General features: G+C 63.7%; 17 protein-coding genes and 1 pseudogene. 11 read left to right on the top strand and 7 right to left on the bottom strand.

The features are described 5' to 3' along the window. Positions 1–265: 265 nt before the first annotated feature. Together HMPREF3036_RS07305 and HMPREF3036_RS07300 are read right to left on the bottom strand one after the other, a co-directional pair. Complete coding sequence (locus HMPREF3036_RS07305; RefSeq protein WP_062333027.1) at positions 266–1609, bottom strand: MATE family efflux transporter; 1344 nt, start codon at positions 1607–1609, stop codon at positions 266–268. A 156-nt stretch (positions 1610–1765) separates the two neighbouring features. Then, positions 1766–2008 (bottom strand): hypothetical protein, encoded by a 243-nt coding sequence (locus HMPREF3036_RS07300; protein ID WP_062333024.1) that lies wholly within the window; start codon positions 2006–2008, stop codon positions 1766–1768. A 305-nt stretch (positions 2009–2313) separates the two neighbouring features. Here HMPREF3036_RS07300 and HMPREF3036_RS07295 point away from each other — a divergent pair, with 305 nt between their 5' ends. Next, complete coding sequence (locus HMPREF3036_RS07295; RefSeq protein ID WP_197457954.1) at positions 2314–3498, top strand: alpha-hydroxy-acid oxidizing protein; 1185 nt, start codon at positions 2314–2316, stop codon at positions 3496–3498. A 141-nt stretch (positions 3499–3639) separates the two neighbouring features. Beyond that, positions 3640–4710, top strand: coding sequence for a substrate-binding domain-containing protein (locus HMPREF3036_RS07290; protein ID WP_062333017.1), 1071 nt, complete (start codon positions 3640–3642; stop codon positions 4708–4710). 120 nt (positions 4711–4830) lie between these two features. On the opposite strand, the gene HMPREF3036_RS07285 is transcribed toward HMPREF3036_RS07290, so the two are convergent. Both HMPREF3036_RS07285 and HMPREF3036_RS07280 read right to left on the bottom strand, forming a co-directional pair. Next, entirely contained in the window at positions 4831–5025 is a 195-nt protein-coding gene (locus tag HMPREF3036_RS07285) for a hypothetical protein (RefSeq protein ID WP_062333014.1), read from the bottom strand. Between the two features lie 436 nt (positions 5026–5461). Beyond that, entirely contained in the window at positions 5462–5644 is a 183-nt protein-coding gene (locus HMPREF3036_RS07280; protein WP_005435071.1) for a hypothetical protein, read from the bottom strand. A 445-nt stretch (positions 5645–6089) separates the two neighbouring features. Here HMPREF3036_RS07280 and HMPREF3036_RS07275 point away from each other — a divergent pair, with 445 nt between their 5' ends. From HMPREF3036_RS07275 to serB, 6 genes are all read left to right on the top strand, one after another. Further along, on the top strand, positions 6090–7637 hold the full coding sequence (locus HMPREF3036_RS07275) for an ABC transporter substrate-binding protein (protein ID WP_062333010.1): 1548 nt from the start codon (positions 6090–6092) through the stop codon (positions 7635–7637). Between the two features lie 189 nt (positions 7638–7826). After that, positions 7827–9887 carry a dipeptide ABC transporter ATP-binding protein gene (locus HMPREF3036_RS07270; RefSeq protein WP_005435067.1) on the top strand — a complete coding sequence of 687 codons (2061 nt, stop codon included), beginning with the start codon at positions 7827–7829 and terminating at the stop codon, positions 9885–9887. Between the two features lie 3 nt (positions 9888–9890). Beyond that, positions 9891–10814, top strand: a complete 924-nt coding sequence (locus tag HMPREF3036_RS07265; RefSeq protein WP_062333007.1) for an ABC transporter permease — start codon at positions 9891–9893, stop codon at positions 10812–10814. Then, the gene (locus HMPREF3036_RS07260; RefSeq protein ID WP_062333004.1) at positions 10814–11629 is read left to right on the top strand and encodes an ABC transporter permease; all 816 of its coding nucleotides are present in this window, start codon (positions 10814–10816) and stop codon (positions 11627–11629) included. The genes HMPREF3036_RS07265 and HMPREF3036_RS07260 overlap by 1 nt, the downstream gene beginning before the upstream one ends. Before the next feature lie 10 nt (positions 11630–11639). Next, positions 11640–13211, top strand: a complete 1572-nt coding sequence (locus HMPREF3036_RS07255; protein WP_062333001.1) for an alkaline phosphatase family protein — start codon at positions 11640–11642, stop codon at positions 13209–13211. Positions 13212–13228: 17 nt separating this feature from the next. Then, positions 13229–14080, top strand: coding sequence for a phosphoserine phosphatase SerB (serB, locus tag HMPREF3036_RS07250; protein WP_062332998.1), 852 nt, complete (start codon positions 13229–13231; stop codon positions 14078–14080). Positions 14081–14169: 89 nt separating this feature from the next. Here the strand turns inward: serB and HMPREF3036_RS11565 are convergent. After that, positions 14170–15381: pseudogene (locus HMPREF3036_RS11565) on the bottom strand (porin). 291 nt (positions 15382–15672) lie between these two features. On the opposite strand from HMPREF3036_RS11565, the gene HMPREF3036_RS11890 reads away from it, so the two are divergent. From HMPREF3036_RS11890 to HMPREF3036_RS07230, 3 genes are all read left to right on the top strand, one after another. Next, positions 15673–15909 (top strand): hypothetical protein, encoded by a 237-nt coding sequence (locus tag HMPREF3036_RS11890; RefSeq protein WP_156469769.1) that lies wholly within the window; start codon positions 15673–15675, stop codon positions 15907–15909. Between the two features lie 389 nt (positions 15910–16298). Beyond that, entirely contained in the window at positions 16299–17501 is a 1203-nt protein-coding gene (locus HMPREF3036_RS07235; protein ID WP_005435058.1) for a hypothetical protein, read from the top strand. A gap of 83 nt (positions 17502–17584) precedes the next feature. Further along, positions 17585–18760: a M20 metallopeptidase family protein gene (locus HMPREF3036_RS07230; protein WP_062332989.1), complete on the top strand. Its 1176-nt coding sequence runs from the start codon at positions 17585–17587 to the stop codon at positions 18758–18760. 108 nt (positions 18761–18868) lie between these two features. On the opposite strand, the gene HMPREF3036_RS07225 is transcribed toward HMPREF3036_RS07230, so the two are convergent. Next, positions 18869–19624, bottom strand: coding sequence for an HNH endonuclease signature motif containing protein (locus HMPREF3036_RS07225; RefSeq protein WP_062332986.1), 756 nt, complete (start codon positions 19622–19624; stop codon positions 18869–18871). Then, positions 19621–20748 carry a DUF1848 domain-containing protein gene (locus HMPREF3036_RS07220; protein WP_062332982.1) on the bottom strand — a complete coding sequence of 376 codons (1128 nt, stop codon included), beginning with the start codon at positions 20746–20748 and terminating at the stop codon, positions 19621–19623. Before HMPREF3036_RS07220 ends, HMPREF3036_RS07225 begins: the two co-directional genes overlap by 4 nt. Positions 20749–20953: the final 205 nt, after the last annotated feature.

The following is a 20953-nucleotide window of genomic DNA, read 5'->3' as shown; positions in this document are numbered from 1 at the left end:
CGACAATTTTATGAGTACAAGCAAAAGTGCTGCACCAGAATCGCAAAATGATCCTGTGATTTCGCGTTCGTTTTACTGCTTAATCCCTGTGCAAGAAGAGATTTAAGAACTTATCCACTGGATCATCTTGAATAACTTGAGATTGACTGACTTCGTCAGCCCCGCTTGACCCCACCCATGTGTGCCACATGGATGGGGAATGCGCGGGGAATCCGTTCAACTTCATGAAAACGACTCGGGCGCAAGCTCCTCAGGCAGATCGCCTTCAGGCGTGCGTACGCCAGACGCCCTTGCGCCAGTAGTGCCACAGCACGACGCCCGCCGTGATGTAGTAGATCCAGTCGGCGGTCCAGACGACGGCGACGTTCGTCGTGAGGCGCGTGATCGTGAAGACGTAGCAGAGATAGACGGCCGAGGCGGCGATGGTCGCGACCGAGCTCTCCCAGGTTCGGCCGATGCCGCCCATCACGAAGAGCAGATACATCGCGGGCACGGCCGTGAGGAAGGAGCCGAGCATCACGTAAAAGGTCGCGTTCGCGGCCGAGATCACGCCCTCGATGCTCGTGAAGACCCCGAGCACGGCCGAGGGGAACACGGCGGCGAGCAGCATGACGGGCAGCATCGAAACGGCGCAGAGCACGAGGCCGCGTCGCACGAGGCCCGGCACCTCGTCCTCCCTGCCCTCGCCGATCAGGTTTGCAGCGACGGCACCGCACGTCGAGCCGAAGGCGTGGATGAATAGGAAGAGCGTCGAGCAGATCTGGCGCACGATGTTCGAGACCGCCAGAGGCTCCTCACCGAGATGCTCGACCGCGAGGAAGAAGAGAAGCCACGCAAAGAACGCAAAGGCCTCCTGCACCATCAGCCAGCGCCCAAGCCTGAAGAGCGAGCGCTGCAGCGCGCCGTCCCAGGAGAAGCTCCCGAAGAGCGCATACTTCCCGTGGTCCACACGAAGGAGCACGTAGCCGAGCAGGAACACGAGGCAGACCGCCTCCGAAATCGTCGAGGCAATGGCCGCGCCCGCAATGCCCATCGCGGGCACGGGACCCGCGCCGAAGATGAGCACGTAGTTGAGGACGAAGTTCGAGGCGACCATGACGAGCGAGCTCGCCGTCAGGACGCCGGGCCTGAGCGTCGCGATGAAGAACGCACGCAAAAGCGCGCAGGCAAACACAAAGGGCAGGCCCCAGACGCGCCAGTAGAGATACGTGTCGGCCGCCTCAGCCACCGCCGCCGACTCGCAGGCCGTATCGAGAAAAGGCTTGGCCGCAAGGTCGGAGAGCACGATGAGAACCGCCGCGAGCCCCGTGAGAAAGAGCACCCCGGAGCGGAACGACCGCCCGATCTCCGCCCAGGCCTTCTCGCCGTTCTTCCTGCTCATGTGCGCCTGCACGCCGAAGCCGTACCCCATGCCGAACATCATGAGCATGAGGAAGAAGACGCCCGCGAGCGCTGCGGCGCCGAGCTCCACTTCGCCGACACGCCCGAGAAAGGCGACGTCGGTCATGCCGATGAGCTGCTCGAGCAGGAAGCTCAGCATCAGCGGAACGGCCATGCGGAAGATGGTGCCGCTCGAATAGATGCGGCGGCGTTCGATTTCGAAGGACATGTGCAGAAAGACTGAAGAGGCCCGAAACGCAGGCCCTGAACTGAAAGTGCCGTATTTTAGCGACTTGCAGGCTACTTTTCAGCGCGCCCGCGAGCGCCAAAAAGTCAGGGCGCCCGTCCGAAGACAGGCGCTCCTCATCCTTTTTTAGGCTCTTACTCATTGATGTTCGGGCCACTCATAAAGAAGGTCCACCGGTCGGGCTCTTTCTTTCCTATCGATCAACCTGAGCTCCCACTCCAGATCCTGAAGCACTTCCTTCGCAATCTCGTCCTCGGGATTCTTCGCCACTCGTTCCTTGTAGCGCTCGATCGTTTCCTCGATATCCTGTCGGTACGTAATCCCTTCCATTATGAATTCCCTCAAGATCGTCCATGAAAACGACGCGGATATCGCAGCCATGCTGCCGGGCAATCCTCACGCCATCGGTGCTCCCGATCTCTTCGTCGAGAGCTCTGCCCGGTCCTGCGTCGGACGGGTGCCGCAATCTGAGTATAGGACTTGACGCCCTGACCGACGACCTCAATTCGGGCGGGCCAGATACCGTAAATTCACTCATGCTCTATGCCGTCCGTCAACATATGAACACATAAACATATGCACAGAGAAGCATAAGTGGATAATGGTCTTGACCCTCGAGAGGTCGTTGAATCGGACACGGGCGTGTCGGTGATCGGCCTCTCTCTGAAAAAAAAAGGAGAAAGACCATGTCCAAACAAGTTTTGCTTGATCGTCGCGGCTTCCTGCGCGGCGGCGCATCCGTCGCCATGGCGGCGGTTCTCGGATCCTCTGAAATGTTGGCGGCTGAAGCCGGTGAAAAACCGAAGATTCGTCCGCTCGAAGGCAAAATGGATTATGAGTCCATTCGCAAGCGCGCCCGTGAAATGATGATGCCGCGCTGCTACGTCTGTCCTGAATGCAACGGCAGGGGGCCCTGCGTCGGTCAGGTTCCCGGTTTCGGCGGCATGGGCGCAAGCCGAGGCTTCCAGGCCAACTATGACTCTCTCGCCGCAGTGCAGCTCAACAGCCGTGTGATCCACGGAGTGCATGTGCCCGACACGTCCATCGACTTCTTCGGGACGAAGATCTCCATGCCGGCCGTTGCCGCGCCGACGGGCGGCACCACCTACAACATGGGCGGCAAGCTCACCGAAAAGGAATTCGTCACTGCCATTTGCGGCGGCTGCACGAAGGCCGGCACGCTCGGCGCCGTGGCGGACGGCATCGGTGATCCGCTCCCCGTCTTCGAGGAACGTCTTCAGACGCTCAAGTCCCTCGGCTACAAGGCCATCGTCGGTCTCAAGCCGCGTCTCAACAAGGACATCATCGAACGCATGAAGCTTGCCGAACAGGCCGGTGTCGTCGCGCTCACGATCGACCTTGACAGTGCAGGCCGAGCCGCTCGCGCCACGAAGGGCCAGACTGTCGAACCCAAGACCTTCGAACAGTTGAAGGAACTCGTCAGTGCCTCGCCGCTTCCGCTTCTTTTCAAGGGCATCATGACGCCTGACGAAGCCGAACTGTGCGTTCAGGCGGGCGCCGCCGGCATCGTCGTCTCCAATCACGGCGGCCGTACGCTCGCCGACACTCCGGGGACGGCAGCCGTGCTCCCGCGCATCGCCGACAAGGTCAACGGTCGCTGCTACATCATGGTGGACGGCACGGTTGCCCGAGGTACCGACGTCGAGAAGTATCTGGCGCTCGGCGCCCAGTGCACGCTCGTCGGCCGTCACTTCGTCCGTGCTGCTCATGGCGGTCTCGAAGACGGCGTTGCGCTCTTTGCCAACAAGATCAAGAGCGAACTCGCGGTCGCGATGGTTCTCACCGGCGCACAGCGCATCTCCGACATCAATCGCAAGATGATCGTCATTCCGCCTGAGTACCTTGCTTGAGGCGAGAGCCTCATGATGCTCCCGGCGTCTGAGACGCCTCGGAGCATCTCACGCCTGGCAACGCCCGGTCCTTCGATCGGGCGTTTGCTTTTGAAGCGCAAGGCGGGCAATATCAAGGCATCAGCTTAAGGGCCGTACTCCATGTATTCAGTTGAATTCGCTTATAACATCGTGCCGTCCGACGAGGCCGGGCAGGGACTCTCCAACCTTCTCATCCGTCAGCTTGCCGCGATCGAAAGCGGCAAGGGACTTCAGCAGGCCGCCCGCAGCCTTGGCGTCTCCTACCGCTATTTCTGGGGGCAGATCGAGATCTGGGAGGAGAGATTCGGACAGAAGCTCGTCATTCGTGAACAAGGCAAACGCGCGCGACTCTCGCCGCTTGGCCAGAAGCTTCTCTGGGCGGAGCGAACCGTTATGGCGAACTACGCCGTTCAAATGGAGAAGATGCGGACCGAGCTCAACGCTGCTTTTGCCGCAGCCTGCAACCCTGATGCGGACATCGTGACCATTGCCGGCTGCTTCGATCCATGGCTCGCGACCTTGCCCGCCTTTCTCTTTCCTTCTCATCTCATCGCGGACCTGCAGTTCAGTACCAGCGTCTCGGGGCTCCGGGCTCTGGCAGACGAGAAGTGCGATTTCGCCGGCTTCAACTTTCCCCGCGGCGCCGGCAGAGAGAGTGAAGCGGCCCGTACCTTCGCTCCTCTCATCGATCCCGAAGCCATGTGCCTCTGTCGATTTGCCTCCCGCACTCAGGGACTGGCCGTGGCACCCGGAAATCCCCTTCGCATCTCCTCCATCCGGGATGTCTTGCGCGACGGTCTTCAATATGCAGGCCGCGCTGTCGGTACCGGGACCGAAGTCCTTTTGAGAGATTTGTGTGCTCAGGCGGATCTGGATCCGGCAGGATTGCACCGCGTTTCGACGGAGGTGTCGCATCGCGCCGTCGCGATGGCCGTCGCTGCAGGACGTGCGGACGCGGGCCTCTGCGTAGAAAACGCTGCACGGCAGGCCGGCGCCGACTTTCTGCCTTTGACCGTTGAGGACTACTTTCTGGCTTGGAGAAGAGAATCGGCGCCTGCACATCTCGACAAGGTACTCAGCACACTCTCCTCGGATGAGTGGCGAAGCACTGTCATCCGATTCGCCGGTGTTTCGGGCATCAATTGCGGAGAGCCGGTCGATTGCCGTACTGAGTTTGGTTGGTGGGGATGAGAGCGGGCGTGATCGCTTGCAGGTGCAAACGGGACGAGAGAAAGCCGGATGCCCGTCAGATAAAGCCTCAAGCCGTCAATAACGGGAGGCCGTCAGACGAGCAGCGGTTGAGGGACAATTTCAGCGGGTGAACGCCTTGCCGATGACAAAACCGAGACCAACGCCCAGAAGGTCCGGAATCGTGAACACAAAAGCGCCGAAGACAAAGGCGCAAATCACACCGATGATCGTGCCGGTGGCAAGTCCCTCTCTTCCTCCGATGAGTGCTCCGAGGATGGGCGGAAGGCAGTGAAGCAATGCAATGATGACTACCATGATGGGATACCTCAAGAAGGGATGGTGCGGGCAAAGCCCGGCCTGTGTGCTTCGGAGCCTTTGGAGACCAGCCGATTGACCTGAGGTTTCGAACAGTCAGGTTTTAGGTGGCGATATCGAAGGATGGCTCGCGTGTGACAGCAGGCAGGAGCGTGCTCGACTATGCATGTTGTTTTCGAATCGCATGGATCTCATGGAGGGAACTAGCGAAATCTTTTTCATTATAGGATGCCGTGCATGGAATGACTTTGCCGGACACCACACGGTACGGATCGATCCCTCACTGAAAATCGATGGATGAGAGTCGGGAATGGATTTTCATCTCCTCCGGGCAGGGCCATGCGAAGTTGCCCGCGAGCGCCAAAAAGTCAGGGCGCCCGTCCGAAGACAGGCGCCCCTCATCCTTTTTTTTAGTCAAGCCCGTGCAGGGCGCGGCTTATTTCTGAGCCGGCTCCCACTTGCAGCGGACCGGCGAGACGATTTCACCCGTCTTCTTCATCGCCGCAAAGGCCTTGTCGACCGCCTTGCGGTCAAGACCCGTAAGTTCGGCGACCTTGCCGGCATTGAGCGGTTCGCCCGCCTTGCGCATGGCTTCGAGAATGACGTCCTTGTCTTCCATTTCTGTCTTCCTTTGACTTCGTAGGGTTCGGGGCGGCACACCGCCCCCTCTGTCAGCTCATTGTCCCAGACTTTCGGAAGGGCTGTCCCGATTGACATAGTGTTTTACAAACACTCCTCATGATATTGATGACATCAATTTGAACGATTGAACGGCCCTATTCCTGAGCATCCGCCGCGTCCATCCGCGAACCGACCGTCCGCCTCCATCGTCATCAAAACGTCATGTCCGTGTCGTCTTCGTGAAGCACAAGGTCTTCAGAATCTCACGGCGACGGCGAACGTCGTGCGGCCCGCGCCTTCAGTTCGTTTTCTCCGGTGCCGGAGCCTCAGCGTGAGTCGTCACCGCATTCAGACCTTTGTTTTCGGACTCCGTGCGGAGTCCGGCGCGGGACTCTCCCTTCATTCGTCATTCGGAGCTCCGCGCGTTGCTGCAGGAAATGTAAATGTTCAAGATCCGCAAGACCGCCGCCCTCGCGGCCCTCTTCTGTTCCAGCGTCCTCAACGCCTGGGCCTCGGCCGATCACATGGTGATCGCGATGCCGCAGATTCCGACCATCATCGAGCCGCAGGGCATCAACAACAACGCGATCGACCGCTATGTCGGCAACGTCTTCGAGACGCTCCTCAAGGCGGACCAGAAGACGGGCGAGCTCAAGCCGGGACTTGCCGAATCGTGGTGCCGCCTCTCACCCGACACGGTCGAGTTCAAGCTGCGCTCCGGCGTCAGGTTCCACGACGGCACGCCGCTCACGGCCGATGACGTCGTCTTCACGTTCGGGCCCGAGCGCTTCTCAGGCGAAAAGGCGCCGGGCCGCGCCGTCGCCTGGGAATTCCTCGGCAACCTCAAAGAAGTGGTCAAGGTCGACGACCTCACCGTTCGCGTCACCATGAAGGCGCCCGACCCGATGGTCGAGCGCCGCTTCTCCGCGCGCACCTCCGAGATCATCTCCGAGGACGGCTGGAAGGCTGCGGGCGGCTGGGAGAAGTGGCTCAAGGCGCCCGTGGGCACGGGTCCCTACAGGATCGCCTCCTTCAAGACCGGCAACCGTCTTGAGCTCACGCGCTTCGACGGCTACTGGGGCAAGACGGCACCCGCCGCCAAGGTGAGCTTCGTCGAGGTGCCCGAACTCTCCGCCCGCGTCGCGGGCCTTCGCTCGGGCGAATTCGACCTCATCACCGAAGTCCCGCCGGATCAGGTGAAGCCTCTTTCTGCCGACGGCCGCATCGACGTCACGGGCGGCGCCATCGACAACATCTACGGCCTCGTCTTCGACTGCAAGTCCTCCGCCGTCATGCAGTCGAAGGAACTCCGTCAGGCCATCCTCCACGCGATCGACCGCGACATTCTCGTCAACGCGCTCTTCGCGGGCCGCACCTCCACGGCCGACAGCTTCCAGTCGAAGACCTTCGGCGAACTCTATCTCGCCACGGCGGGCGAAAAACTCTACGATCCCGCCAAGGCCAGGGCTCTCGTCAAGGCCTCGGGCTACAGGGGCGAGCCCATCGTCTGGCGCATCCAGGCGGGCTACTACACGCAGGAGCTCGTCGTCACGCAGGCCGTCGCCTCCATGCTCAAGGCCGCAGGCCTCAACGTGAAGATCGAGGTCAAGGAAAACTGGACCCAGGTCGAGGCGCCGGGCCGCGACCGCATGATCAACAACGCGAGCTTCTCCGCCTACTATCCCGATCCCGTCGCCCAGCTCTGGCGCCGCCTCAAGCCCTCGAGCTTCTGGGTGCAGAACGGCTACGTCGCCGACTCGGCCGAGTACAGGCGCTTCTGCGAGCTTGGCGAAAAGCTCGAGACGAGCGTCGATCCCGCCGAGCGCAAGGCCGCCTGGGGCGAGATGCTGAAGGTCTTCTCGCAGAATCCCTGGGCCTGCCCGCTCTACTCGCTCCCGATGCTCTACGCCAAGCAGAAGAACGTCGTCTGGGAGGCGAGCGCCCTCCAGGGAAGCCTCGACCTCTCGGCGGAGAACTTGTCCTTCCAGTAATGCCGGCATCCTCCGGCATCGGATTCCGGACGACCTCCCGCGCAGGGCGGCCGTCCGGGATCCGGCCCCGCACGCCGAACGCACGAAAGCCGCGGACGCAGGGATCCCGTCATCCCGTGCGTCCGCCCGCGTTCTCCGTCCCGGTCTTTCCGGATTCCTCACGTCCCTCACCTTCAATACATGTCTCACATGTCCAACATGTCTGCAGAGACCTTCTCCACCTGCAAGCTTCTTGACGTGCGCGGCCTTCGCGTCTCGTTCGACGCCGTCGACGTGCTGCACGGTGTGGACCTCACCGTTCACTGCGGGCGCATCCATGCGCTCATCGGCGAGTCGGGCTCGGGCAAGAGCGTCCTCGCCCGCTCGATCCTCGGCCTGGCCGGCCGCGGCGCCCGCACCACGGGCTCCATCCGCTTTCTCGGCCGCGAGCTCGTCGGTCTTTCCGAACGCGAGTACCGCGCCATCCGAGGGGCCGACATCGGCCTCGTCGTCCAGGACGCCATGTCCGCGCTCAACCCGATGCGCACGATCGGCGAGCAGCTCGTCGAAACCATCGCCTGCCGCCATCCCGACTTCCGAAGCGGCGCCTCGCGTGCTTCGCGCAGCTCACGCGCCGACCGCCACGACATTGCGCTCGAGCTTCTGCGCACCGTCGGCATCACCGCGCCCGAAAAGCGCATGAACGCCTACGCCCACCAGCTCTCGGGCGGCATGCGCCAGCGCGTGATGATCGCGCTCGCCCTCACGGGCAGCCCCAGGCTGCTCCTCGCCGACGAACCCACCACGGCGCTCGACGTCGTCGTGCAGCGGGAGCTCCTGCAGGAAATGCGTGCGCTCGTGCAGGCGCGCGGCATGTCGATGCTCATCGTCACGCACGACCTGAACCTCGCCCGCGACGTCGCCGACGACGTCTCCGTCATGTACGCGGGCCACGTCCTTGAGGAAGGCCCCGTCTCCGACGTCATCACGCGTCCCGCCCATCCCTACACCGAAGGCCTTCTGAGGGCCATGCCCGCCATGGACGGCACCCGCGGCCGGCTCATCCCGATCAAAGGCGAGATTCCGCCGCCCGACAAGCTCGGCTCGGGCTGTCCCTTCGCCTCGCGCTGCCCGCGCGTCACGAACGCCTGCCGCGAAAGTCTCGGCGCCATGACGGCCGTCGAGGACGGCCGCAGGCGCACCCGCTGCGACGCCGCGCTCCTCACCGCCGCCCCGCATGCGCCTTCGTGCGCCTCGCGCCTTGCGTCCCTGCCCGTTCAGGACACCGAGTTTCCCGTCATCTCCGATATCCGCATCGCCCGCCACTGCTACGTCTCGAGGCAGGGCCTTCTCGGCCGCCGCCGTCCCTGGGACGTCCTGCAGGACATCGACCTGCAGGTCCGCTCGGGCGAGGTCATGGGACTCGTGGGCGAATCGGGCTGCGGCAAATCGACGCTCGCGCGCCTCGCGCTCGGCCTCATCGAGCCCACCGAAGGCACAGTGCGCTTCAAGAACGCGCCGATCCCTGAGCGAGACTCCGCCGCCTGGCGCGCCCAGCGCGCCTCCATGCAGATGATCCATCAGGACCCGTACGCCTGCTTCGATCCGCGTCTTCCGATCATCGAGCAGGTGGCCGAACCGCTTCGCCACCACAGGGGCCTCTCGAAGGAGGCGGCCGCGAAGGCCGCGCTCGAAGTGCTCAGGGCCGCAGGCCTTCCCGCGCACCACGCCGGCAGGCGTCCGTCCGTCATGTCGGGCGGCCAGCTCCAGCGCGCGGCCATCGCCCGCGCCGTGGCGCTCGAACCCGCGCTTCTCGTCTGCGACGAACCCGTCGCCTCGCTCGACGTCTCGATTCAAGCGCAGGTGCTCGAACTCCTCCTGCAGCTTCGCAACCGCATGAAGATGGCAATGCTCTTCGTCTCGCACAACCTCAGCGTCGTGCGCTGCATCTGCGACCGCGTGACCGTGATGTACCTCGGCCGCATCGTCGAGTCGGGCACCGTCGAAGCGGTCTTCAGCCGGCCCCTGCATCCCTACACGAAGCTCCTCATGGCCTCGACTCCGGGCGCCGACGCGCACGTCGTGCGCTACTACCCGAAAGGAGCCATGCCCAGTCCGATCGACCGTCCGAAGGGCTGCGTCTTCGCCTCCCGCTGTCCGCTTGCCGAGGCGCGCTGCCGCACCGACGTGCCGCCCCTCAGGGACGACGGCAGCGGACACCTCGCGGCCTGCTTTTCGGGCCCCTCCTTCCTCTTGCATCCGGAGGCCTGATCCATGTTCGCCGTCGTCTTCCGAATCCTTCTTCGCGCCGCGTTCACGCTCCTGCTCCTCACGGCCTGCGTCTTCTTCGGCCTTCACATGACGGGCGATCCGGCCCGCATCATGCTCGGCAACGCCGCCGACGAGGTGGCGCTCGAGGCCTTCCGCGCCCAGTGGGGCCTCAACCTGCCGCTCTGGCAGCAGTTCCTCGTCTACCTCGAGAAGTTCGTCTCGCTCGACATGGGCACGAGCTACATGACGGGCCAGCCCGTGAGGGACGTCTTCCTCGACGCGCTCGGCCCCACGCTCTCGCTCATGATTCCGACCGCCGTCGTGACGCTCCTCATCGGCATTCCGTCGGGCGTGTGCGCCGCGCTTCACCGCAACACGCTCCTCGACCGCAGCCTCATGGTGATGTCGGTCTTCGGCTATGCGGTGCCCAACTTCTTCATGGGCGTCCTCCTTCTGCTCGTCTTCTCGATCCAGCTCGGATGGCTCCCGTCCTACGGCAACGCAACCGTCTGGCACTACATAATGCCGATCATCACGATGGCGACCTCGGAGGCCGCGATCTTCTCGCGCTATGCCCGAAGCGCCATGATCGACGCGCTGCGCCTCCCGTGCGTGAGGGCGGCCCGCATGCGCGGCCTGCCCGAGCGCAGGATCATCTGGCTCCATGCGCTTCCCAACGCCATGCTCTCGATCCTCACGATCCTCGGCTTCTTCCTCGGCACGCTCGTCGCGGGCGCCGTCATCACCGAAAACGTCTTCTCCTGGCCCGGCGTCGGCAAGCTCCTCGTCCAGTCGGTCGCCTCGCGCGACATTCCCGTCGTGCAGATGATCGTGCTGGTCACGGGCGCCTCGCTCGTCACCGCAAACCTTCTCATGGACCTTCTCGCACTCGTCGTCAACCCGCGCCTTCGCAAGGGAGACAACTGATGACCACACGTCCCGCACTCGCCATTGCGGCAGGCATCATCCTCGCCGTCTTCTTCACCGCAGGGCTCCTCGCGCCCGTCCTCGCCCCGTACGACCTCGAGGCCATGGACCTCACGGCCCGCCTCCTCATGCCGTTTGAGTCCGCCGCTCACATCCTCGGCACCGACGAGCTCGGGCGCGACATCTTCTCGCGCCTTCTCTACTCGATCCGCATGTCCTTCGTGCTCGCCGTCGTGGGCACGCTGCTCGGCGCCGTCATCGGCACGCTGCTCGGCTTTCTCGCCGCCCGCTTCGGCGGCATCGTCGACGACGCCGTCAACTGCGGCATTGACTTCACGGCCTCGCTCCCCTTCATCATCCTGGCCCTCACGATCATCGCCTTCCTCGGCACCGACGTCACCGTCATCATCGTGATCATGGCCGTCTACGGATGGGACCGCTACGCAAGGCTCACGCGAAACCTCTCGCGCTCCGCCTACACCGAGGGCTACGCCTGCGCACTCGAGGGCCTCGGACTGCCCACGGTCTCGATCGCCCTGAGGCACATCCTGCCCAACATCGCCTCGGCCCTCGTCGTCAACATGACCCTCAACTTCCCCGGCATGATCCTCCTCGAGACCTCGCTCTCCTTCCTCGGCGTCGGCGTTCAGCCTCCGATGAGCTCCCTCGGGACCATGCTGGGCTTCGGGCGCGACTACCTCACGACCGCCTGGTGGATCGCCGTGATCCCCGGCCTCGTGATCGTCGTCTCCACGCTCTCCATGTCCATCCTCGGCGACTGGGTCCAGCAGAAGCTCGAACCCGCCGCACGATAAGAAGACACTCATGACCTCAAATTCCTCCTCATCCGCCGCCGTCCGCTTCGTGATCGTGGGCTTCGACGGCCTTCGCCCCGACAGCGTCGAGGTCGACATGCCCGCGCTCTCGCGCTTCATGGCCTCGAACCACTCGTGGTCGCACTACCTTGCGGACTTTCCGACCGAGACCTACGTCAACCATCCCGGCATCTTCTCGGGCTTTCGCCCGACGGGCCACGGCCTCGTCGCCAACTGCTACTGGCGCCGCGACATGGGAGGCGCCGACGGCGTCTTCTTCGGCTTAGACCTCGAGCACGTGCTGCGCCATCGCCGCGAGGACGGGCTCCTGCTCGTTCCCACCATGGGCGAGCGTCTCGGCGCCGCCGGCAAAACCATGCGCGTCTACTGCGCCAACTCGAAGGGCAGCACGCGCCTTCAGCACCTCTACGCCGACCGTTATCCCGACCACGTCTGCGCCTGCGTGCACGACCTCGTGACGAGCGTTCCGGACAACGAGCGCCGCGAGCTCGTCGAAGATTTCGGCCCGGGCGTTCCGCTTGAATTTCCCGACTTCAGGGGCACGAAGCTCGTCGTCGACCTCTTCTTCGAGCGCGAGCTCCCGAGGGGCCTCGGCGACGTGACGGTCCTCTGGATCGGCGAGCCCGACCACTCCTCGCATGAGTTCGGCATTGACGACGAGCGCACCCGCGAGGCAAGGCGCGACGCAGACCGCCAATTCGCGCGCGTGCTCGAGTGGTGGGAGACGGAAGGCAGGGACGCGGGCGTGCAGCTCGTCGTCATGTCTGATCACGGCCACGGCGTCGTGCGCCGCCACTTCGACATGAAGGGCATTCTTGAAAAAGCGGGTCTGAGCATCCTCATGGGGCGCGAGGTGCTCGAAGGGGCCGACACGGCCTCGGCCGACGCCGTCCTCGTCGGAACCTACTGCGCGGGACTCTGGTTCACGAATCCCGCGGACCTCTCGCTTCAGCTTCGCGCCCGCGACGCGCTCATGACCTCGCCCGACATTGGGCTCCTCTTCTCGCCCTCGGATCCCGAGCAGCCCTGCTCAATCGAGGGCCGAATCCCGGGGACCTTCTCCGAGCGCCTCGTCTTCACCGACGGCCGCCGGTCGCCCGACCTTCGCATCGTCCCGCGCGGAGATCCCGAAACGGGCGGCCTCGTCATGGCGCCCGAGCTGCCTCTTGGCGCAGGAAACCACGGCGGACTCCTGCCTCAGGAGATCAACGCCGTGCTCGCGGTCGGCGGAAGCGCCTTCCCCGGCTCGGCCGTCCACGACGATCCTGCTGGCCACGCCGACCTCGCCGTCACGATCATGACGCTCGAAGGGCTTCTCTCCGGCTCCGACATGGTGAAGCCCACGGGCCGCCTTCTCGACGAGGCGCTTCCCGGCGGTCCTGTCCGCAGGACGCCTGCGGGCGAGGCCTTCGACCTCACCTTCGGCGCCTTCCACCAGCGAATTGAACGACTCTCATCCGGAGGCCGCGCCTACGTCACCTGCGCCCATCGCATCAACAACGACGGCTGGACGCCCGAGCGCGGTCTTCCCGAAGGCGCCCGCACGGACGACGATGACTGATTGAAAGAGGAAAATCGATGAACGACATGCTTCTTGCGGGCGACGACCGTGCGATCCACGGATTTGCAGACCGCCTCAACTTCAGGACGAAGCTCGTCAGACCCGGCTTCATCCGTCTTTCGGGCGTGAGCTCGAAGGGCTTCCCGACGGGGCTTGCGGCCATGGCCGAAGAGAGCGCCGTCGACGTCCTGCTCCTGCCGCCCGATCTTTCCCTCAGGCGCTTTCGCGTCGCCTGCTTCGACATGGACTCGACGCTCATTGAGAGCGAGTGCATCGACGAGATGGCCGCCTTCGCGGGTGCGGGCGAACGGATCTCCCGAATCACCCGCAGGGCGATGGAAGGGCTGATTCCGTTTGACGAGTCGCTGCGCCAGCGCGTAGCCGCACTCGCGGGATCGAGCGCCGAGATCGTGACCCACGCCGTCGAGCGGGCCGTTCCGACGCCCGGCGCCCTTGACTTCGTCGACTTTCTCACGCGGCACGGTCTCGCCACCTACATCATCACGGGCGGCTTCGAGGAGATCGCCACGCACGTCGCCCGCCGCTTCGGCATGACGGGCGTGGTCTGCAACCGCCTCGTCCTTGAGGACGGCAGGCTTACGGGCGGCGTCCGCGGCCCTGCGGGCGGGAAGATCCTTGATGCCGATGGCAAGCGGCGTGCGCTCGAGGTGCTCGCCCAAGTCAACGGCGCCTCGCTCTCCGAGACGATCGCGGGAGGCGACGGCGCAAACGACCTGCAGATGATCGCCGCCGCGGGCTTCGGCTTCGCCTACCACGGCAAGCCCGTCGTCATGAGGGAGGCCCCGAGGGGCGTTCGCTTCGGCGACTTCTCGGTCCTCAAGCACTGCTTCCTCGAAGCCTGGGCATGACGCCCTTGTCTTCCCGCACCGAAAAAACAGAACGCCCGCAGAAGAATCCTCCTGCGGGCGCGTTCAGTCAGACCTGAAGATCAGGCAGCTCAGAACTTGTGGACGAGGCCGAGGGCGAAATCGTAGCCTTCTTCTTCCCAGCTGCCGGTCACGCCTTCGTAGTTGGCGTCGAGCTCACGCTTCGTGTAGCCGAGCCCCGTGTAGACGAGCGTGCGCTTGGAGAGCGAGTATTCGTAGCCGAAGGCAGCCGTGTAGACCTTGGAGTCGGCGACCTGGCCGTCGTTGGCGTAGTCGATGTCGGCGTCCATGTAGCCGATGCCGGCCTTCATCGTGCCGCCGAGAACGTCGAACGCCGTGGAGAGATGCACGCCATAGCCGGTGTTGGCAACGGCACCCTTGTTGAACTTGACGTCGCCTTCGTTATTGTTGAAGACGCTGTCTTCGTCGAAGAAGCCCACATAGTCAAGGACGGAACCCGCGTCACGGGCATCCTTGAAGTACTGGGTGGCGAGATAGGTCTTCATGAAGCCGAAGTCATAGGAACCAGCGAGGTTGAACGTCCAGGCATCCTGAAGGTTCATGTCCGCCTGGAATTCGGCGCCGTTGCTGTGGGTGATGGAGGAGTCCTTGTTCGTCCAGTCGACGAGAGCGGCGAGGTCGAGGGCGCCGGCCTTTCATTCAGCACCGAGAGCGGCGTAGCGGTCGTTGGAAGCCTTGTTTTCGTTCGTGTCGCCCATGGCGTACTGGGCATAGATCGTCACGCCGGCGAATTCCGGCGAAACGTAGGCGATCGTGTTGTCATAGCGGCTCGAGTAGTTGGCCATGACGGCGTTGTGGCCGGCGATGTTGTCGGACCAGCCCGTGGCCAGAGCGGAGGCCATGGAGCCGTAGAAGCCAACGGAGCCCGCGTCGGAGACGAGCGTGCCCATGCGGCCGGCGTAGACTGTACCGAACCCGCCCTTGATGAAGAGCGTGGATTCGCGGTCAAACAGCTTGCTGTCCGTCTTGAGGGCGCCCGTGCCGGACTCGAAGCCGTTTTCAAGCTTGAAGCCCACCGTCATGCCGTTGCCGAGGTCTTCCGTGCCGCGGATGCCGAAGCGGGAGGCGGAGTTTGTGCCCGGTTCCATGCTGAAGGAGTCGACTTCGGCGCTGGCGCTGCCGATGCCGTCGATGGACGCACTGGCTTCACCGTGCTGATAGAGAAGGCCCGTATCGACGACACCGTACATCGTGACCTCGGCAGCCATGGAAGTGCCGGCAAAAGCGCCGAGAACGGCGAGAGCGACAAAACTCTTCTTCATTTTTTCTTTCCTTTGATGGTTGACAAGAGACAATCAGGGCGCGGCTCCCGACGTCCCCTCAGGACGTCTTCAGACAGCACCGCGCCGTGACTCTGCGCCATTGTGCGCAATCCCCGAACGATGCGCCACCTCTCTTCAACCCCACCCACAGACTCGCGCCCTTCCTTCTGCCGCAACCCTTCCGGACTTTCATCCCCGTTCGATAACTGAAGAACACCCCCGGCTCGGACCGACGTCCCTCGAAGCGTTCTCCAAACCTTGCCCCACGTTTGACGCAGCGGATCCGACGCCGTGAACCGCGACGCTTCGCCATGGAAACGAACCGACGATGCGGGCCGCATCGATTCGTTCTCCCGTTTCCGCCTTCTCCTTCGAGCCTGTCCGCGCATTTCAGAACAAAGGGTCCTTCTTTCGTCTCAGGACGGATTGAAAAGCCCCTGCATCGGCGTTCTCTACAGCACCAACTCTGGAGAACAGGTGTTGCTTTCACGCAACAAACGGGCTGAAAACGGCGTTTTTGCCGGTTGAGCGAAACGGCGGTTTCTCAACATCGGCGGCCCCCTGCCCGCCCTCACGCCTGCGTTCACGTACATGAGAACCATCTCGCCCGATGGTCCGCCACCCTCATCCGCTCGTCTCCCCGTCTTTGCCTGCTGTCGCTTTAAAGCGACTGTACCGCACGCGTTTCCATCATCAGGCTCCGATCTGGGCCTCTAAGGCGTTTGTCTTAAGACAATTTGCCGAAATCCCCTCTCCCGCATCAAGGAATGTCGAAATTTCGTCGTCTTTCGACGTCCTTCGGTCGTCCGGTGCTTCTGGACGGGATCAGAATGAATTCATGAACGTGCACGCGCCGTCGACGACCCCGGGCGACGGCGTCCTCAGACTCCAACTACCGCACGTCAAGGAACCAATCCATGCTCATGTACAACTTTGTCTCGGCCTTTGCGGCCTGCCTCGTCATCATCCTGCTGGGCGAGGTGCTCTCCAAGTTCACGAAAGGCTGGGTTCCGTCGGTCTTCATCTCCGCCGTGCTGATCCTCATCGCCTTCTGGACCTTCCTCCCAAAGACGCTCGTTGCGGACTCGAAGCTTCTGCCGCTGGGCTCCTCCGTCGCCATCTTCCTCCTCATCACCCACATGGGCACGCTCTTCAGTCTCGAGCGCCTGCTCCAGCAGTGGAAGACCGTGGTCATCTGTATTGCGGGCCTCGCCGGGCTCGTGGGCCTGTGCTGGTTCGTCGGTCCGCTCTTCATGGACCGCACGCTCGTCATCGCCGGCATCCCGCCGCTCGCGGGCGGCATCGTGGCCACCACGATGATGCAGAAGGCCGCGCTTGACGCCGGTCTTGCCGCCGCAGCCGTCTTCGCGATCGTCATGTACTGCGTGCAGGGCTTCGCGGGCTACCCGCTCACGGCCGTCTGCCTCAAGCTTGAGGCCCGCCGCCAGCTCGCCGCCTTCCGCGCGGGCAAGGTCGAGGACAAGGGCGAGGACGCCCGCAAGGTCATGGCCGACGCACTCGCCATGCCCGGCAACGAATCCAAGCAGGGCGTGCTCGCCACGCCCAAGGCCTGGAACACGCCGTACTTCGTGCTCCTCAAGGTCTCGCTCGTCGCCTGGCTTGCCTTCGTGCTCGGCGTGCTCACGCCGGTCAACGGCGCCATCTGGGCGCTCGTCTGCGGCGTCGTCTTCTGCCGCCTCGGCTTCCTCGAGCCCAACGTGCTCTCGCGCACCGGCTCGAAGGACTTCCTCTTCCTCGCTCTGATCATGTTCGTCTACAGCGGTCTCGGCGACAGCAATCCCGAAATGATGGCGAAGCTCATCTGCCCGATGGTCCTCCTGATCATCATCGGCGTCGTCGGCATGGCCGTCGTCGCGGCGATCGTCGGACGCTTCCTCAAGATCTCCCCCTATCTCGGCTTCGCAACCTGCCTCACCGCTCTCTACGGCTTCCCCTTCGACGCGATCATGACCGAACGCATCTGTCAGGAGGAAGGCGCCGACAAGGCCGAGGTCGACTTCCTCATGAGCCGACTCTTCCCGCCGATGATCGTGGGCGGCTTCGTGACGGTGACGATCACCTCCGTCATTCTCGCGGGCTTCTTCGTCAAGCTCTTCTGACGGAAGACCTCAAACCTCTTTTCATTCAGGCGCAGCGCTTCCGCACGGGACCTGCGCCTGAAGACCCTTGACAGGACCAAAAAATGACACTCCAGGAACTCATGACCCGCTGGAACGGGTACCAGATCGAAATGCGCCGCTGGTTCCACCAGCACCCCGAAGAAAGCACGAAGGAAGTCCGCACTGCCGAACGCATCCGCGCCGAGCTCGACCGCGCAGGCATCCCGTGGCGTCCCTGCGGCCTCGGCACGGGCACGCTCGCCCGCATCGAGGGCGCTCAGCCCGGCCGCACGATCCTTCTTCGCGGCGACATCGACGCGCTCTCCGTCAACGAGGAGACCGGACTTCCCTACGCGAGCGAGGTTCCGGGCGTCATGCACGCCTGCGGGCACGACTGCCACATCTCGATGCTGCTCACGGCCGCAATGATCGTCAACGAAATCAGGGACCGTCTCAAGGGCACGATCGTCTTCGCCTTCCAGCCCGCCGAGGAGCTGGGTCTGGGCGCGCGCGCCATGATCGAGGAAGGCGCGCTCGAGGGCGTCGACGCCTGCTTCGGCATGCACGTCTGGTCCGACTATCCCGCCGGCACGGTCGCGCTGCGCAAGGGGCCGATGATGGCCTCGGGCGATCAGTTCAAGATCCACGTCCGCGGCAAGTCCACTCACGGCGCCCAGCCGCAGCTCGGCGCCGACGCGCTCATCATGGGCGCCGCCATCGCGCAGAACCTGCAGACGATCGTCTCCCGCGAGACCTATCCCGGCGACACCGCCGTCGTGACGGTCGGCAAGTTCCACTCGGGCACCCGCTTCAACGTCGTTGCGGGCACCGCCGAACTCGAGGGCACGACCCGCACCTTCAGCCCCGCCGTGCGCGACCGCTTCGAGGAGCAGATCACCCGCATCGCGAGGAGCACGGCCGAAGCCATGCGCGGCACGGCCGATGTCGAATACCTGCGCATCGTGCCCGTCACGGTCAATGATCCGGGCATGATCGACGTCGTCACGGGCGCGGCAGGCAAAATCTTCGGCGACAAGGGCGTCATCGAGGCGGACCTGCAGATGGGCGGCGAGGACTTCGCCTTCTATCAGGAGAAGGTTCCCGGCGCCATGGTCCTTCTCGGCGTGCGCAACGAGGCCTGCGACGCCGTCTGGCCGCAGCACCACGGCTGCTACAAGGTCGACGAGTCCGTCCTCGTCAAGGGCGCCGCGCTTCACGTTCAGACCGCGCTCGACTTCCTCGGCGTCGACCTGCAATAACGCCCGCCTCACCTCTCTCTTCCTGCACAGCCCCGCAGGCACTTCGCCTCGCGGGACTGTCTGCATATTTTCGATCATGCCTTCGGGTGCCTCGGCGGCTCCCGTACCTCAGTCTCGCCAGCCGTAGAAGCCCGCGTGCGCCGAGGTGATCGCCGCATGGTCGGCCTCGCTCACGAGGATCATGTTATCGGGCGTGTCGGCGCCGCCCTCGGAAAGCGGCACGACATGATGGACCTCGTAGCCTTCGGGCACGCCGTCGAAGCCGTGGACGGAGAGGAAGGCGTCGCGGGCGCCGATGTCGCGCACGATGTCTTCCGAGGCGACGTGGGTCGTGCCGTCGACCTCCCCGTATTGGATCAGGCGGTCGAGTTCCTGACCGTCGCCCGTGAAGACGCCGTTCTCAACCGACAGATCCGAAGGCGCGAAGCCCGATGCAAGCGCACCGCCCGCACCGTCGGCATCGGGAAGTCCGTCGACGTCCACGTCTGAGACGACATCCAGATCCAGCGCCGAGGCGCCCGCCGCCACCGTGACCGCTGCCGTCGCCACGGCCGCAACGCCGGCGGCGTTCTTCTTCGTCAGAAACCGCCTGTCGGGATTCGCGATGCAGCGCTCGGCCTCGCTGAAGAGCTCGCCCGCCGCCGTGCACTTGTTCTCGATCGAGCGGCCGACGCCCCGGGCCGTCCTTTCCGCAAGGCGTTCAAGTCCGTCCCAGTCTCCTCTGGCGGTCTTCTTCGCCGCCCTGCCCGGCACATCCGCGACGTTCGCGACGCCCTGGAGCATGTTGCTGCCGACCGTGATGCCGACGCGCGTCGCAAACTTCACGCCGCACGCAGTCGTCCTAATGACCTTGAAGAGCTTCACCTGCCGCCTCCGTTTTCCGTGTTTTCCGCCTTTGCATCTTCATTCGTCTTCCCGGGCTCGCCTGCGAGGAACGGGCTCTCGGGATCGTGCCGCCTGCGGTTCTCGAGCACGGTCTTCCTGCTTGCGTTCGCATAGCAGTAGGCGCAGAAGTGCATGCACGTGTCGTACATGCCGATGTCCTTGCTCACGATGCAGCCGCAGGCCTCGCGCTGGCCCTTGTCCTTCAGGTTCCTGCGCTTGGAGACCGGAACCACGGGGATCACGGGATCTCCGAAGAGCGAGTCCGCCCCTGCGGCAGGCGCCTCAGGCTGCTTGCCCGAGTGGAGGAAGTGCACGAGCGCCTTGTCCTCGCCGAACACTCTTTCCATGAGCTCGCCGTCGATGCATCTGTTGTGCGTAATGCCCCAGGCCGCGAGGTCGGCCTCCTCGGCACAGGACGAAATCTCAATGTCCCAGCCTTCCGAATGCCAGCGTTCTCGGATCTTGGCGAGGCCCTCGCAGATCTCGCGCCTCTGCGCCTCGTCGGGTTCGGCCGACAGCACGGTCTCGCGAGTGTAGAGATCCGTGTCGCGCACGAGGTTCGCCTGGACCTTTCGATAGGCGCCCACGTCGACGAAGCTCACGACGAGCTTCTTCGTGAGTCCCCTCAATGCCTTGCCGATCGTCCAGATCCTCATGAGGATGTCGCGCGGACCGGTGCCCGGCGACAGGATGATCGGATCGAAGCGCCAGACGACGCGGTCGGGACCGATCCGCTCGGAGAGCCGCCTGAAGGTCTCGATGCGCTTTTCGAGCGCGGGCACGTTGGGCTCGAAGCCCTCCCGCTCGTAGTCGTTGAGCGTGTACTGGAAGTAGTAGTGCAGGCCGCGGGCATCGAGCTCGTCCAGATGCTGCAGGAAGGGCGCCGGGTTCTTCGTCCAGAAGACGACCGCCTTCACGTCCCTGAACGACACATACGAGGGACGGCGGTTGAACGGATTCACCCAGGCGCACCAGCCTGCGCGCAGGCGGTTCATGAACCACTGTCCATAATAGGCCGGGATGTCGGTCGAGCGGCTCGCTGACAGAATCACGGGCGTCATGGCCTTCACGCGGCCTTCGGGCGTTTGAATTTCCATTAGCATGTCAGCCTCCCCGGGCAATCGAGCCCGACAGGTTCGTATGCGATTGATGTGTCGAGTGTTGACAGGGTGCGCTTTCTAGCCATGATATGGACTCCATAAAGACTTGTGATGCCCCATTATCAATCTGCGAGAATCGATTGACTAGGCATCGGGTGGGTGGTCCATATCATTAGAAACACGCTCTTTCCCCTCATGTAGCTGCCTC

The sequence above is a fragment of the Sutterella sp. KLE1602 genome (genome assembly GCF_001578585.1).
GTDB classification, from domain to species: Bacteria; Pseudomonadota; Gammaproteobacteria; order Burkholderiales; family Burkholderiaceae_F; genus Sutterella; species Sutterella wadsworthensis_A.
The sequence above is the reverse complement of the archived record's forward strand: the minus strand, read 5'-3'. Positions and strand labels throughout refer to the sequence as shown.